At 53.5% G+C, this 14390-nt stretch carries 17 protein-coding genes; 7 read left to right on the top strand and 10 right to left on the bottom strand.

Annotated elements, in window-relative coordinates:
* Nucleotides 1–15: 15 nt before the first annotated feature.
* The 6 genes from ACZ481_RS22820 to ACZ481_RS22795 are packed head-to-tail and all read right to left on the bottom strand — an operon-like array spanning nucleotide 16 to nucleotide 6315.
* Nucleotides 16–1617: a peptide ABC transporter substrate-binding protein gene (locus tag ACZ481_RS22820; RefSeq protein WP_464767634.1), complete on the bottom strand. Its 1602-nt coding sequence runs from the start codon at nucleotides 1615–1617 to the stop codon at nucleotides 16–18.
* A 17-nt stretch (nucleotides 1618–1634) separates the two neighbouring features.
* The gene (locus ACZ481_RS22815; RefSeq protein ID WP_464767633.1) at nucleotides 1635–2432 is read right to left on the bottom strand and encodes a serine hydrolase; all 798 of its coding nucleotides are present in this window, start codon (nucleotides 2430–2432) and stop codon (nucleotides 1635–1637) included.
* Between the two features lie 60 nt (nucleotides 2433–2492).
* The gene (locus tag ACZ481_RS22810) at nucleotides 2493–3470 is read right to left on the bottom strand and encodes an ABC transporter ATP-binding protein (RefSeq protein ID WP_464767632.1); all 978 of its coding nucleotides are present in this window, start codon (nucleotides 3468–3470) and stop codon (nucleotides 2493–2495) included.
* Entirely contained in the window at nucleotides 3460–4467 is a 1008-nt protein-coding gene (locus tag ACZ481_RS22805) for an ABC transporter ATP-binding protein (protein ID WP_464767631.1), read from the bottom strand. Before ACZ481_RS22805 ends, ACZ481_RS22810 begins: the two co-directional genes overlap by 11 nt.
* Before the next feature lie 3 nt (nucleotides 4468–4470).
* Nucleotides 4471–5391: an ABC transporter permease gene (locus ACZ481_RS22800; RefSeq protein ID WP_464767630.1), complete on the bottom strand. Its 921-nt coding sequence runs from the start codon at nucleotides 5389–5391 to the stop codon at nucleotides 4471–4473.
* 3 nt (nucleotides 5392–5394) lie between these two features.
* On the bottom strand, nucleotides 5395–6315 hold the full coding sequence (locus ACZ481_RS22795) for an ABC transporter permease (RefSeq protein WP_464767629.1): 921 nt from the start codon (nucleotides 6313–6315) through the stop codon (nucleotides 5395–5397).
* 225 nt (nucleotides 6316–6540) lie between these two features.
* Here ACZ481_RS22795 and ACZ481_RS22790 point away from each other — a divergent pair, with 225 nt between their 5' ends.
* From ACZ481_RS22790 to msrB, 4 genes are all read left to right on the top strand, one after another.
* Nucleotides 6541–7350: a D-alanyl-D-alanine carboxypeptidase family protein gene (locus ACZ481_RS22790; RefSeq protein WP_464767628.1), complete on the top strand. Its 810-nt coding sequence runs from the start codon at nucleotides 6541–6543 to the stop codon at nucleotides 7348–7350.
* A gap of 423 nt (nucleotides 7351–7773) precedes the next feature.
* Nucleotides 7774–8073: a YtxH domain-containing protein gene (locus ACZ481_RS22785; RefSeq protein ID WP_464767627.1), complete on the top strand. Its 300-nt coding sequence runs from the start codon at nucleotides 7774–7776 to the stop codon at nucleotides 8071–8073.
* An 81-nt stretch (nucleotides 8074–8154) separates the two neighbouring features.
* The gene (locus ACZ481_RS22780) at nucleotides 8155–8517 is read left to right on the top strand and encodes a hypothetical protein (RefSeq protein ID WP_464767626.1); all 363 of its coding nucleotides are present in this window, start codon (nucleotides 8155–8157) and stop codon (nucleotides 8515–8517) included.
* 83 nt (nucleotides 8518–8600) lie between these two features.
* The gene (gene msrB, locus ACZ481_RS22775) at nucleotides 8601–9056 is read left to right on the top strand and encodes a peptide-methionine (R)-S-oxide reductase MsrB (RefSeq protein WP_464767625.1); all 456 of its coding nucleotides are present in this window, start codon (nucleotides 8601–8603) and stop codon (nucleotides 9054–9056) included.
* Nucleotides 9057–9153: 97 nt separating this feature from the next.
* Here msrB and ACZ481_RS22770 read toward each other — a convergent pair whose 3' ends face one another.
* Nucleotides 9154–9783 carry a flavodoxin family protein gene (locus ACZ481_RS22770; protein WP_464767624.1) on the bottom strand — a complete coding sequence of 210 codons (630 nt, stop codon included), beginning with the start codon at nucleotides 9781–9783 and terminating at the stop codon, nucleotides 9154–9156.
* A 333-nt stretch (nucleotides 9784–10116) separates the two neighbouring features.
* On the opposite strand from ACZ481_RS22770, the gene ddlA reads away from it, so the two are divergent.
* Both ddlA and ACZ481_RS22760 read left to right on the top strand, forming a co-directional pair.
* Nucleotides 10117–11214, top strand: a complete 1098-nt coding sequence (gene ddlA / locus ACZ481_RS22765; protein WP_464767623.1) for a D-alanine--D-alanine ligase — start codon at nucleotides 10117–10119, stop codon at nucleotides 11212–11214.
* A 55-nt stretch (nucleotides 11215–11269) separates the two neighbouring features.
* Complete coding sequence (locus tag ACZ481_RS22760) at nucleotides 11270–11830, top strand: hypothetical protein (protein WP_464767622.1); 561 nt, start codon at nucleotides 11270–11272, stop codon at nucleotides 11828–11830.
* Between the two features lie 42 nt (nucleotides 11831–11872).
* Here the strand turns inward: ACZ481_RS22760 and ACZ481_RS22755 are convergent, their stop codons facing one another.
* From ACZ481_RS22755 to ACZ481_RS22745, 3 genes are all read right to left on the bottom strand, one after another.
* Nucleotides 11873–12022 (bottom strand): hypothetical protein, encoded by a 150-nt coding sequence (locus ACZ481_RS22755; protein ID WP_464767621.1) that lies wholly within the window; start codon nucleotides 12020–12022, stop codon nucleotides 11873–11875.
* A gap of 225 nt (nucleotides 12023–12247) precedes the next feature.
* Nucleotides 12248–12481 (bottom strand): hypothetical protein, encoded by a 234-nt coding sequence (locus ACZ481_RS22750; protein WP_464767620.1) that lies wholly within the window; start codon nucleotides 12479–12481, stop codon nucleotides 12248–12250.
* A 24-nt stretch (nucleotides 12482–12505) separates the two neighbouring features.
* Entirely contained in the window at nucleotides 12506–13516 is a 1011-nt protein-coding gene (locus ACZ481_RS22745) for a hypothetical protein (protein WP_464767619.1), read from the bottom strand.
* 195 nt (nucleotides 13517–13711) lie between these two features.
* Between ACZ481_RS22745 and ACZ481_RS22740 the strand changes: the two genes are divergently transcribed.
* Complete coding sequence (locus ACZ481_RS22740) at nucleotides 13712–14338, top strand: hypothetical protein (protein ID WP_464767618.1); 627 nt, start codon at nucleotides 13712–13714, stop codon at nucleotides 14336–14338.
* Nucleotides 14339–14390: the final 52 nt, after the last annotated feature.

The following is a 14390-nucleotide window of genomic DNA, read 5'->3' as shown; positions in this document are numbered from 1 at the left end:
AGGGGACCGGCGCGCCTATTTTTCCATATAGGTTGTTTTAAAGTCCGCTAAGCCCAATACTGACCAGAAGTAACCTTTGACATAGGGTTTGCTGATAAACGGCTGGGTTGTATAGTAGATGGGGATAATAACGGCGTCGTCAAACAGGATTTTTTCCGCCTCATGCATGGCTTGCATCCGGATCTGCTGGTCCGGTGTGGACTGGGCCTGCTCTATCAGGCGGTTATAGTCCGGGTTGGCGTAGTTGGCATCATTATCAGGATCTTTAAAGACATCCATAAAGGTCATGGGATCGGCGTAGTCACCGACCCAGGACGCCCGGGCGATTTGATAGTTGCCATGGTTTCTGGCCTCCAGGAATACCTTTGATTCCTGGTTGGCTAAATTGACGGTTATACCCAGGTTTTGTTTCCACATTTCCTGCATAGCCTCAGCAATGGATTTATGCAGTTCACTGGTATTAAAGGTGAGGGTAACAGGCGGCAGGCCCTTGCCGTCCGGGTAGCCGGCGTCAGCAAGCAGTTGTTTGGCCTGGGCCGCAGCCTCAACTGCGTAGTTGCCGCCCTCTTCCCGGAAATCCTTGCCGCTGGCCGGATTGATAAGACCCGGGGCTACCCAGGCGTATGCGGGCTTTTTACCGCCCTTGATTACATTGTTAACCAGGTCTTCCCGGTTGACAGCCTGGGCAAAAGCCTTGCGGACCTGAGGATTGTCAAAGGGCACGGCCTGGGTGTTAAAGACATAGTAGTAGATGCCGAGATAAGGCGATATTTTCAGCAGTCCGGCCTGAGTAAGGCGGTCATGCTCCACAACCGGGGGCTCGACCATCATATCCACCTGGTTGTTTTCCAGCATGGCTAGGCGGGTGGTCTGAGAATCACTGATCGGCCATTCCATTTTGGTCAGCTTTACGGCGGTGTTGTCCCAATACTGATCATTTTTGACAAATTCAATTTTGCCGCTATGGGTCCAGTGGCTGATTTTGAAGGGGCCGTTGCCAATTAACGTAGCCACCTCGTTAGCCCAGGCAGCAGGGTTGGCAGTGACTGTTTTTTGATGAACAGGATAAAAGGCATGAAAGGCAACCAGGCTTAAGAAATAGGCGGTGGGTTTTTCCAGCGTAACCTCCAGGGTCCGTTCATCCAGGGCTTTTACGCCCAAGGCCTCGGCCGGCAGTTTTTTTTCATTGTAGGCCTGGGCATTTTTGACCGGGAACAGCATATAGGCATTTTCCGAAGCCGTTTCGGGACTCAAAACCCGCTGCCAGGCAAAAGCAAAATCCTGGGCGGTAACAGGCTCGCCGTTGGACCACTTGGCGCCGGCCCGCAAATGAAAGACATAGCGTAGTCCGTCCGGGGACACCTCCCATTTTTCCGCTACGCCCGGCGCCGGCTGGTCTTGGGCATCAAGCCGGGTTAAGCCCTCAAAGATCTGCAGTTCCACCAAAGACTCAGGGATAGCGGTGGACTTGGCCGGGTCCAGGGTTGCGGGCTCGGCTTCCAGGGCATAGCGAAACACCTGCTCATTGGGGCCGGCGCCGGATTTGCCGCAGCCTGCCGCCAGGGCGGCCAGCATTGCCAGCAGCAGCAGGGCGGCACAGAGTTTTTTACACGACATGGTTATTCCTCCTTACACTACTTCATCTCTCCTAAAACCAGGTAATCATAGATGGTTTTGCCAATGGCGGCGACAAGCTGAAGCCCTTCATAATTGGCGGCAAGCCCGGCGGTCAGCACACAAATAATATACGGCCCGCCGGGGGCGAATAATATGCCGCCGTCATGTTCGGCCCCGGCCAGGGTTCCTGTTTTATGAGCAATAACAGTATCTTCCGGCAGGTAAAAGGGCAATTTGTCCCGGATCTGCTGCCTTTTCAGGATATCCAGCATCAGGGCGTTGCAGTGGGGCGGGATGGCGGGCAGGCTGCCGGCGGCAATCCCGGCAAACAGGCCGGCCAGATCGGCGGCTGAGGTCAGGTTTTCCCGGCCGGCGCCGGCGGCGGGGAAATCCATCATTTTGCGCTGCAGGACTGTGGACTGCAGGCCCAGGCCGGTTATCGCCGCATTGACCGCGGCCATGCCGGCCAGGTCAATGAGGATATTGGTAGCCGTGTTGTCACTGAGGATAATCATCAGTGTGACCAATTCGGCTACAGTCATTTGTATGCCGGGACGCAGCTCTTTTAGAATGCCGGCCCCGCCGGTTTGCATCCGGCTGGTTATCTCCACGGTTGTGTCCAGGGACAGCCTGCCTGTTGACGCCTGCCGCATCACTTCAATCATGATGGGGACTTTAATCATGCTGGCGGCCGGGAACACCATAGCCGGATTGATGGCTACCGCGGCTCCGGTGTTTTGCTGCCTGACGATAACCGCTGCGCGGCAGGCATACTGGTCCAGGATGGCCTGGATTTTTTTGTGCAGCTTTTCCATAGTGAAACTCCTTTGGCCGGGTAGGCAATCAGACAAAAACCCGGTGATATAAAGTGAAAATCAGGTGCCGGGATATAGGTGGCAGGCCGCCTGATGGCCGGCCCCAAGGTCGGCGAGCCCTGGCTCCTGCTCGGCGCACAGCGGCATGGCCTGGCGGCAGCGGGGGCGAAACCGGCAGCCGGCGGGGGGATTGACAGGGCTCTGAATATCGCCAGGCAGCAGCAGGCGCGGCCGGTTGGCCTCCAGGAGCGGATCGGGGATGGGGATGGCCGACAGCAGGGCCTGGGTGTAAGGATGCCGGGGGTTGCCGTATAATTCGGCGCTGCCGGCGATTTCAACGATTTTCCCCAGGTACATGACCGCCACCCGTTTACTGATATGCTTCACCATTGCCAGGTCGTGGGCGATAAACAAATAGGTCAGCCCCAGCCTGGCCTGCAGGTCTGTCAGCAAGTTGACGATTTGAGCCTGAATGGAAACATCCAGGGCGGAAATCGGTTCATCACAGATAATAAATTCCGGTTCCATGGCCAGCGCCCGGGCAATGCCGATCCGCTGCCGCTGGCCGCCGCTGAATTCATGGGGGAAACGGCTGGCGTGGCCCGGGTTTAGCCCGACCAGCTGCAGCAGTTCGGCAATCCGCTCCGCCCGCCGGCGGCCGCTGGCCAGACCGTGGATATCCAGGGGCTCGCCGATGATGTCGCCTATCGTCATGCGGGGGTTGAGGGAGGCATAGGGGTCCTGAAAAATCATCTGCATAGTGCGCCGTAGCTGCTGCTCGTCGTGCCTGCTGCTGATGATCGTGCCGTTAAAGATGATCTCGCCGGCAGTGGGCTTGTATAAATGGATGATCGAACGGCCGGTTGTGGACTTGCCACAGCCGCTTTCGCCAACCAGGCCGAGCGTTTCCCCCGCGGCAATGTCGAAACTGACGTCATCCACCGCTTTCAGCCAGGCTGTGGGCCGTCCCCAAAAGTCGGTCTGAATAGCAAAGTATTTCTTAAGCTTCCGTACTGACAGAATCGGCCTAGTTGTCATTGGTCTGCACCTCCGGCCGGGGGGCGCTGGGATGCTGCAGCCAGCAATTGACGCTGTGCAGCCGGGTGATCAGGGTGGTTGCGGGATAAGTCTCGGCGCAGATGCGCATGGCCTGGCGGCAGCGGGGATGAAAGGGGCAGCCGGCCGGCGGCCTAAGCAGGTCGGGCGGCTGCCCCTCAATGCCGGTTAAGGTTTGTTGGTGCTTGGCATCCAGCCGCGGTACCGATTGCAGGAGGCCCCGGGTATAGGGATGCCGGGGATGATGAAAGATATCCTCAGCCGTGCCGGTTTCGGCAATCCGGCCGGCATACATGACAATTACCCGGCTGCAGATGCCGGCAATGGCGCCAAGGTCATGGGATATGAACAGGATGGACATCTGCAGCCCCGCCTGCAGGTCCTTCAGCAACGTGAGTATCTGGGCCTGGATGGTTACATCCAGCGCTGTTGTTGGCTCATCAGCCAGCAGTAGCCTCGGCTTGCAGGCCAGGGCAATAGCGATCATAACCCGCTGGCGCATGCCGCCGCTGAACTGGTGCGGATAATTCTTAATCCGCTGCTCCGGCGACGGGATGCCCACCAGCTGCAGCAATTCGACGGCGCGGGCATACGCGGCGGCTTTGCTCAGCTGTTGATGCTGCTGCAAGGATTCGGCAATCTGCAGACCAACCGTAAGGACCGGATTCAGGGAAGTCATGGGATCCTGAAATACAATACCGATATCATTGCCCCGGATTTTTTCCAGTTCCGCTTCCGGCTGCTGCAAAAGATCGGCACCGGCAAACAGGATTTGGCCGTGCTTATAGGTCGCGGGCGGGGTGGGCAGCAGCCGCATAATGGCGTGAGCGGTTACACTCTTGCCGCAGCCTGATTCGCCGACAATGCCGACAGCCTCGCCGGGAAATATCTGAAAACTGACATGGTCCACGGCCTTTACCTCACCGGCGTAGGTGGCAAAGGAGACTGCCAGCTCCTGGATATCCAATAATGGCTTCATGGTTTACCTCCTGGTGCTAACGCCACGGGGATCAAGGGCGTCACGCAGGCCGTCGCCGAGAAAATTAAAGGCCAGCATGGTGAGGCTGATCGCCAGGGCGGGAAAGAATAACTGAAAGGGATAGGACCGCAGGCTGGTTACCCCTTCCGCAGCCAGTACGCCCCAGCTGGCCATCGGGGCAGCCACCCCCAGGCCGATAAAGCTTAAGAAGGCTTCGGCAAAGATGGCTTCGGGGATTGCGAGCGTCATCGTGATGATAATAGGCCCCAGGCTGTTGGGGATAAGATGACGCAGCAGTATCCGCCAGGTGCCGGCGCCCAGGGTCCGGGCGGCCAGGATATATTCCTGCTCCTTGAGGCTCAGAATCTGGCCGCGGACAATCCGGGCCATGCCCAGCCAGTAGGCAATGCCGAGGGCGATAAAGATATTGGTCAGTCCCGGTTTCAGGATAACCATCAGTAAAATTACATACAGCAGCAGCGGGATGCCGTACAGGATATCGATAATACTCATCATGATCCTGTCGGCACGGCCGCCCAGAATCCCTGCCAACCCCCCGTAAACAACACCGATAGTCAGGTTGATCAGGCTGGCGGCAAGGCCGATGGCCAGGGATACCCGCGCCCCGTACAATACCCGGGTAAATAAGTCCCGCCCCAGATTGTCGGTGCCGAACCAGTGCTCGGCGCTGGGCGGCTTATTGGTCTGGCTAAGGTCCTGGTCCGAGTAGGAGAAGGGGGAAAGCCAGGGGCCGACAATGGCGATAACGACAATCAGGACCAGGGTATACAGGCCGAACATGGCCAGCTTGTTTTTTTGCAGGCGCTGCCAGGCGTCCTGCCAGTAGGTTGGGCCCGGGCGCAGCTGGGCGCCGGCCGGGCTGCCGTGGCGGAGGGGGGCAAAAGCATCATTGTGCAGCCGCATGTTTCAGCCCTCCTGTTTCTCATTAAGTTTTATGCGGGGGTCCAGCAGGGGATAGATCAGATCGACAAGCAGATTCAGGACAATGATTAACAGGCTGTAAAAAATGGTAACCCCGAGAATGACAGTGTAGTCCCGGTTATAAATGCTTGTCACAAAATGACGGCCTAAACCGGGAATGGCAAAGATGTTTTCAATGATAAAACTGCCTGTCAAAACCGAGGCCGACATGGGGCCGATGTAGGTAATGACCGGAATCAGGGCGTTTTTTAAGGCATGGCGGTACAGGATAAGGGTTGGCGGCAGGCCTTTGGCCCGGGCGGTCTTAATATAATCCTGAGCCAGGACCTCCAGCATGCTGGCGCGGGTCAGGCGGGCGATAAACGCCATCGGATGAGCCGCCAAAGCCAGGGCCGGCATAATCATATATTCCACCCCGCCCCACATGGCGGCAGGCAATAAGCCTAATTGAATAGCCAGTACGTAGACCAGCACGGTGGCCAGGACAAAACTGGGCACCGACACGCCGGCGGTTGCCAGCACCATGGTGACATAGTCCTGCCATTTGTTCTGGCGCAAGGCCGCTAAAGCGCCGGCCGGGACACCGAGGAGGATGGCGAGGCCAATGCTTACAGATCCTAATTGCAGGGAAACGGGGAAGCTCTCGCGGATGATATCATTAACGGACCGGCCGGCATATTTAAAGGACGGACCCAGATCAAACCGGGCTAAGCTGGCTAAATAATCTAGGTATTGCTGCCAGAGAGGATCATGCAGGCGATAATGCTCCTCAATGGTTTTCAGGACGGCGGCGGGAAGGTTCTTTTCGTTGGTGAAAGGACCGCCGGGAATGGCATGCATTAATAAAAAAGTAATGGAAATAATCGCTAACAAAACCAGCAGCGAGCTGGCGATACGGTTGGCCATATAGCGGAACAAACGCGGGCACCCCTTTCGTGTGCGAATAAGATTATATTCGCTCCCGGTCCTTGTATCCCTCTTTATAACAGGCAGACAGCCCTGGCCGAAAGTAAATAATTGGACAATTCAGCGGGAGGAACTGGCAATTGGCTGTGGAATAAAAGCCCGTAACGGCAATTTTGGCAGTGTTGGACCGAATTTCTATATGATAACTGAAGGAGCATGACAGGTATGAGAAGGCAGGCAGCCGTGGCAGTGTTTATTATGATTCTGGGGTGGGCCAGCGGGGCGCTGGCGGCGGTGCTGCCGCAGGTGGAGGCCGAAGCGGCTGTGGTGATGCGGGCCAGCGACAAACGGGTGTTGTACGGGAAAAACCTGGACAATGTTATGTATCCGGCCAGCACCACCAAGATCATGACCCTGATTACAGCGCTGGAACAGGGTGACCCGGACAGTGTGGTTGTCGTCAGTCCGGCAGCGGCCGGCTGTGAAGGTTCAAGCCTCAACTTGCGGGCCGGTGACCGCCTGATCCTGCGGGAGGCTTTATATGGCTTGATGCTTGTTTCCGGGAATGATGCGGCTGCAGCCGTAGCCGAGAGTGTAGCAGGCTCGATACCGGCTTTTGTCCAGATGATGAATGATAAGGCTGAGAAGATTGGCACAATCCGCACCCATTTCAGCAATCCTCATGGGCTGCCGGACCCGGTCAATCACTTTTCCACTGCTTATGACCTTGCATTGATGACTGTATATGGGATGCAGAATCCCGTATTTGCCGACATCGTTGCCACCAGGGAATATGATGTCCATTTTGTCAGCCGGGGCAGTATTACCCATGCCAGAAATACCAACAGGCTGTTGGCTACATATGCGGGGGCTAACGGGGTAAAGACCGGTTTCACCAATGCTGCCGGTGAGTGTGTCGTTGCTAGCGCCAAACGTAAGGATGTTCAGCTGGTTGTCGTTGTTTTAAACAGTGAGCGGCGCTGGGAGGATGCAACCCGCCTATTGAATTATGGTTTTCAGCAGTTGGGCTTATAAAGATTTCTAACAACAGAGACGGTCTGTACTGGTTGCAAGCTATCAACAAACCCCTAGAAGCTTACTGTTTCTAGGGGTTTGTTGTAATGTAAGGGATAGCCTGAATTGCGGTCAGCCAATATACAACATTAGCATACCCGATACATTCCATAATATGTTGTGAGACGCCGGCAGAGCTGCTGCCGGTATGGCGGGTGGTATTGATCCGCATAATTATAAGCCGGCCGCCTGGACTTACCAAGCCTCTGGCAGGGAGAATCATAGCAATAACTTCGGCTTTATGAATTTTACAGCAAACAGGAGCACTTTAGAAAATATTTATCAACAGATGTATATTATCCTGGAGGAGTTTTACCATTATTTGTCGAATTGATATTGTTAAAGTATGGTAAAATTAAGCTAATAATTTTGGAGGTGGTTTGTATGTCGATTTTTGATATTATTGAAAAACGGAAGCAACAGCGTAAGCTGAAGGAACGGAAGAGAACCTTGCAAAATGCGGCAGTTGGTGCTGCTGTTGGCGTGACTGTTGGCGCAGCCGCTGGCCTGTTATTGGCACCGAAAGCCGGCAAGGAGACAAGGGCCGACATTGCCCAGGCTGCTAAGGAGCTGCCGGCAAAGGCTAAAGAAATTGTTGAAAAAACCAAAGAAAAGGTTGAAGATGCGAAGAAGGCAATCGCCGACAAGAAGGATTCCACTGTAGCGGTAGAGGGCCAGCAATAACGTTTGCAGCAGGGAAAGCATGGCGGCGGGCAGGCAGAAATGCCTGCCCGTCATTGATTAATTAAGGCGAAAGAGGGGATAATGATGTATATCTCATTATACGATTTGGCTTTTTTTATCCTATTTGTGGTGCTGCTTATCGGTGCCGGCTATTTAATCGCCGTTTTACGGCGGGCGTTAGGCGTCCTTGGCCTGGTTCACGGAATTCTCAAGGATCATCAGGGCGAGATTAATGAAACCATTTCTCTGTTTCAAGCAACGCTCATCAATATCAATGAGCTTACAGCGACTTTAAAGGAAGCAACTGTTCAGACTGCTTGCGCCGTTCGGTCAATTCCCAATGAAATTACTGATACGGTAGATGATTTGAGGGAAAGTTTCGAGACCTTTGCTCTCTATGCCAGGATTGTCAGAGAGGTCATCAAAGCGGTGTTTGCCAAATAACAAAGAGGATGAGACGGTGATGGTGTCTTCTAGAATTAACAGATCAATCGTAAATCAGCCAATTATCATTTGGAGGGGATTTAATGGACGGCAAAGAAACAAAAGACTATAAATCCCAGGACCTAAAGAAAAGATTAAATAAGCTACAGTATGCAGTGACGCAGGCAAACGCCACCGAACCACCTTTTCAGAATGAATACTGGGACAATGACCGGGAAGGTATCTATGTGGATATCGTATCAGGCGAGCCGTTGTTCAGCTCTAAAGACAAATTTGATTCCGGGTGCGGCTGGCCCAGCTTTACCAAACCCCTGGCCCGGGAAAAAATCCGGGAAAAAGACGATCACAGCCACCGGATGATCCGGACCGAGGTGCGGAGCAGCGGGGCCGATTCGCATCTGGGGCATGTTTTTCCCGATGGACCCGGTCCGGACGGTTTGCGGTACTGCATTAATTCAGCCGCCCTGCGCTTTATTCCGAAAGAAAGGTTAGCGCAGGAGGGCTATGGGGAGTATGTAGATTTGTTTGATAAGCGCTGACCAGAAGAGACAAACCACCGTCCTGCGTCCTGTACTGAACACAAAAGGACTGCCTCGCTTAGCTTTATTGCACACCCAGGCGAGGCAGTCCTTTTGGCTATCTGTGCCGGAGAATGGAGCCCAAAATTTTGCCGGCTTTGTAGGCCTCCAGCTTGGGCAGCGGTTGCTCGTTAAAGTGAAGGGGAAACTGAGCCGGAGAAATTTGTTCGAGAAAGCCGTGATCCCTGACTACTTTACCCACCGCGCAGTCGTGACCGTAACCACAGGTGTAGCATTGCCCGTGCCCGCAGGCGGCCACAGTGGCTACAGGGACTATATAGTTCCATTTCATATAGTGTTCAATCTCCGGCAGAACCGGATTTGCGCCTGCAAATTCCACACTGACACTAACCCCGAGCTTGCCTGCTAAATCAAATACCTCGCGATGACGAAAACAAAATGTCCGTTCCCAACAGGCATGGCCCAGAGCGTTCATGCGGCCGAAATAATTGGGGGCGCCAAAGACAATGGCATCTGCCTGTTTCATAAGCTCGCCGATCTCATTCCAGTCATCAGCCTCTATACAGCAATTGTCACTTGCACATAGAGTACAGCCGGTACAGCCATTAATTTTTTTCCCGGACAAAGAAATATAGTGATATTTTAATTTGCTCGCTTCGAGTACAGCTTGCACAGCTGCGGCAGTCACACCATCTTTCCGGCCACTGGCACTAATTCCCAGTATCATGCTCGCACCTCTTTTCAAGTCTTATTTCCGACAAACCTTATTCACTCTTGCAGAGTAGCATTCGCAAGATAAGCCGCTGCTGCTTTCACCACCTCTATAAGCATATAGTGCTACGATACTATGATACTCGTAAGCCTGCCGACAAGCTGTTAATTATTTTACTAAATTATCCTTTCTTTCAGAAAAAAGATTTGTATCTGAATAGGCATGAAAAATATACAAGTCCATAATTTTTACCTGTTTTGTAATTTTCTCTATAAATTTGTCCGGGCAGGGATATTCTTTTTAAAGAGGAAATAAATTAAGGTAATAAGATGTTGGGAGATGGTCTCTGTGAAGAAGGTTAATGTGGGAATTTTGTTTGGCGGCAAATCGGCTGAGCATGAAGTTTCCCTGCAGTCGGCGAAAAATATTATTGACGCCATTGATAAAGAAAAATATGATGTAACCCTGATTGGCATCGATAAAACCGGGCAGTGGCATTTAAACGACAGCCCCCAGTTTTTATTGAACAGCAATGACCCCAAAGCGATTGCCTTAAGTAAAACGGAAAAAGGTGTTGTTATCGTGCCGGGGCAGGAAGGGGAAAAACTCCTGCAGCTTACCGGCAGCAGGGCAGCCGGCAATGTTGATGTCATATTTCCGGTGCTCCATGGCCCGTATGGTGAGGACGGTACGATGCAGGGACTGTTAAAGCTGGCTAATATCCCTTTTGTCGGGGCCGGCGTCCTGGGTTCTGCCATTGGCATGGACAAGGATGTTGCCAAACGGCTGCTGCGGGATGCCGGTATTCCCATCGCCCGGTTTATGGTTGTTTATAAATGGGACCGGGACCGTTTGCCTTTGGACGAAATTACCCAGTCCTTGGGATTGCCGCTTTTTGTCAAGCCTGCGAACGCAGGTTCCTCGGTCGGTGTGAGCAAGGTAAAAACCAAAGAGCAGTTTATGGCAGCTGTTGACAATGCCTTCCGCTTTGACACCAAGATATTAATTGAAGAGTTTGTGGCCGGACGGGAAGTGGAGTGTGCCGTGTTAGGCAATGAGGCGCCGCAGGCCTCCCGGGTTGGGGCCATTATTGCGCAGCAGGAGTTTTACTCCTATGAGGCAAAATACATTGATGAGAACGGGGCGGTCCTACAGATCCCCGCCGATATTCCGGCGCCGGTGGAACAAGAACTGCAGGCAATTGCGGTCCGGGCTTTTCAGGTACTTTGCTGCGAAGGCATGGCCAGGGTTGATTTTTTTCTGACAGCAGATAACAAAGCCGTAATTAATGAGATTAACACAATTCCCGGCTTTACTAAAATCAGCATGTATCCCAAACTTTGGGAAATCAGCGGCATCAGCTATCCGGACCTGATTGACCGGCTGATCCAGCTGGCGCTGGAGCGGCATGGCCGGGAACAGCATTTACAAACCACTTACAGCTAACATACATAAACCTCCCGGCTGCGGGAAAATTAAAGGCAGTAGGAGGAGGTGTCTCATGAATATTTTACGTTTCGGAGCACGGCTAATCAGCCGCAGCTCGCCTGTCTTATTGCTTGCCGGCGGGGCCGTGCTGGCCCTGACGCTGACGCCGGTCCGGCAGGGACTGAGGGCCGTTGCCGTCCAGGCCACAAAGGGAGCCTTGGTTGTCGGTGAAGGGGTAAAAAATGTAACCGCCAGGCTACAAGCAGAGGCCGCCGGGATTGTAGCCGAGGCGCGCGAGTCCGAACCTCGCGCTTGCGGCCGTTCGCTGCACTCCCTGACGACCTGCGCCAAGGCTAAAGGGCGCCGGATGGCTGTGGCTACTACGGCCGGTGTACTGGCCGTGAAGGAGCAGGCCGAGGCTCTGCAGGGGGAATTTAAGGGCATTGTCGAGGAAGCGAAAGAACGGCGGGAAACAAAGCCGCCGGCAGCCGCCGGCGGCGAAATAACGGACCCTGGCTTGACAAGTACGGAAGGGCTCGAACGGCTGCCGGACGGGCTGGAAGCGCCGGTGGCGGAAATTGGTCCCGATGCCCCCCGGAAAAGGCGGTCCGGCGCTAAAAAAAATACGGAATAACCGGCAAAACCCTCCGCGTAACAGCGAGAGGGTTTTGACGGTTTATGAGTGTTCAGGCTTACAGAGCTGCTTATGGCCGGCTTCTTTGGTTCCACAGGCTTTGCCTAAACCGTAGACCAGGGGAATTCCAATGGCGTGGACAAGCAGAAACGTGCCCCAGCCAATTGCGGGCCGCATCAGCATCCAATACATCACACCACCTCCTCTGAAGGTAGTATCTGCGCCTGTAGCAAATCTATTCCGCCAGTCTTTAGGCTGTACAGACTCGATACTAAAGTCCGCTGCCGCAGTAAAGCCGCCGGTAGCAGCGGGAGGTGGATGATACCAACAACCAATTGTAAGCGCCCTCCCCTTAACAGAACAACAGCGAGGAGCCATAGGCCTCCTGGCTGTTATAATACCGAACGGAATGTAAGACTAGAAAAGTTTCAAGCGCGTCCAGGAAATGCCTGCAAGCAAGTTGTCTTTCGATTCTTTGCTTTTTTTCTTAATATAACCAAAGAATTGTCCCATAAATTCTTCCCAGATTTTTACTACGGCCTCTTTAGACTGGGAAGACTGGCGTCTTAGTTCAATGCTTATATCAATCGCCTCGTGCAACTCGCGGCGGGCGTTCAGCATTTTTTCCTGTAATAATTCAACGGTAGCCAATTTTTCCTCCTGGCGCATAGATAATTAAGTGGAACTTTCTTCCGGGGAGACTGGCCCGGTAGTGCCCGGGTCGTCAAGAGAATCCTTAAAACGTTCAAACTGGGCTTCACTTACCAGGTCTTCAATATCTTCCCGCATGCCGCTGAATAAGCCCTGGGCCTGATCGGTCAGACCCATTACCCCCTGGACTGTTTTCACAGCCAGCGGGCGCAGCTTTTCTCGGACACTTGGCAACAGTACGGCGCCGACAACGGCCGCCCCTAACCAAAAGGTCAAATCCTGGCCTGTCCGCATTTTTATTTCGTGATTTACCCGGCGTTTGCCTCTGGTAAAGCTGTTCATATCCGGACTTTGCTCCACCAGCTCGGTTAGTTCCGATAAATGCAGCAATTCTGCCCGTTCTTTCCTGATCATCTGCTGTAATACCCGGCGGGCATAGGGATCAGTCACGGAGTTTAAGCGCTGCTCATACGTGTGGATGGCATTAAGCTTGGCCCTAAATACCTGTTCAAGGCCCAGGACTGTTTCATCATTGCCGGTTCCGAGCGCCAGTTCGCGCATACGCTGCCGGCGGTTGTAGCGCAACGCAGGGCGGGCTTCGGGCCCGGCGGCGTAGCGCGGATCACAGTTGTAGCCGGAGCGGGCTTCGTACCCGGCATCACAGCGCGGATCACAGTTGTAGCCGGAGCGGGCTTCGTACCCGGCGTCATAGCGCGGATCATAGTCGTAGTCCGGCCGGGACTTGCACCTGGCGTCATAGCGCGGATCATAGTCGTAGTCCGGCCGGGGCTTGCACCTGGCGTCATAGCGCGGATCATAGTCGTAGTCCGGCCGGGGCTTGTACCTGGCGTCATAACGCGGATCATAGTCGTAGTCCGGGCCGGGCTCGCACCGGCTGCCGGCGTGTCGACCACCATAGTTGTAGTCAGAGCGGGACTTACGCTTAGAATCATAACGGGGATCATACTTGTCACTGGCTTTAGCGTGGCATTGTTCTTCCTGTTTACTGTCAGACCGCGTTTCTATATCAGACATTATATCCCTCCCTGGAAGCTTCTATACAATAAATGTAAACAAGAATATTGTTGCCACAGTTATCCAGATTATGCAGGATTTGCTCAGTGAAAAAAATGTTTTTTGCGGTCTGCATATTGACTAAGGCTGGCAACATATACTATAATTAATTTAAATGATAATGATTATCGCTATCTTCAAGGAGGCTTCTAATTTATGTCAGCATATTTACAGCCGATTGATTCGCTATTAGTAGAATGCAAAAGAGATATACGTTGGGAGTTCCATCAAATATATACCCGGATCCGGCCGGAAGAGATTCAGCGGCTGGCTGAGGCGCTTTTGCGCAAGACGCCGCTGGAATGGCCCGGTTCATTAGTTGAACTGCAAAAAGGCAAAATGCTGAACCGGCTGTTGAAGCATTTGAATTTTCATCTCCGGCGGCATGGTTTTTCCGCCGAGGCAGAGTTAGTTTTCAAAGGGTCTTTCCCGGCCTTCTCCCTGCGTCCTTTGCAGGCAATCATCGAGGAACACCGCGCTACCCTGCGCACCGCCAGGTGCATCGAATTTCTGGGCAATAAGGTCTGGGATTATGCGCTGAAGCCGGTAAAGAAAAGGCTGATCCCTTTCCATGCCGACATTGCGTCCGCCGTACTGGGGACCTGCGGCTGCTCGGCCAAACAGCAGCTGGCTCTGGCGCTGGCTGATCTGGGGCAGAGGATCAGGGGCAGTATTATTAATTTTTTATTCGCCTGTGAAGCCATGCTGATTGAGCAGATTCAAGAGCAGCTTTTATTACACAAGGCAAAGCTGCATCTGCCTATTTCCGAAGCCGCCGTATAAACAAAAACTTCCTCCATATAATATTCTAGCTGGGCGTTAGCCTTGCTAGGCA

The organism is Sporomusa intestinalis, from assembly GCF_055383785.1.
The sequence above is the reverse complement of the archived record's forward strand: the minus strand, read 5'-3'. Positions and strand labels throughout refer to the sequence as shown.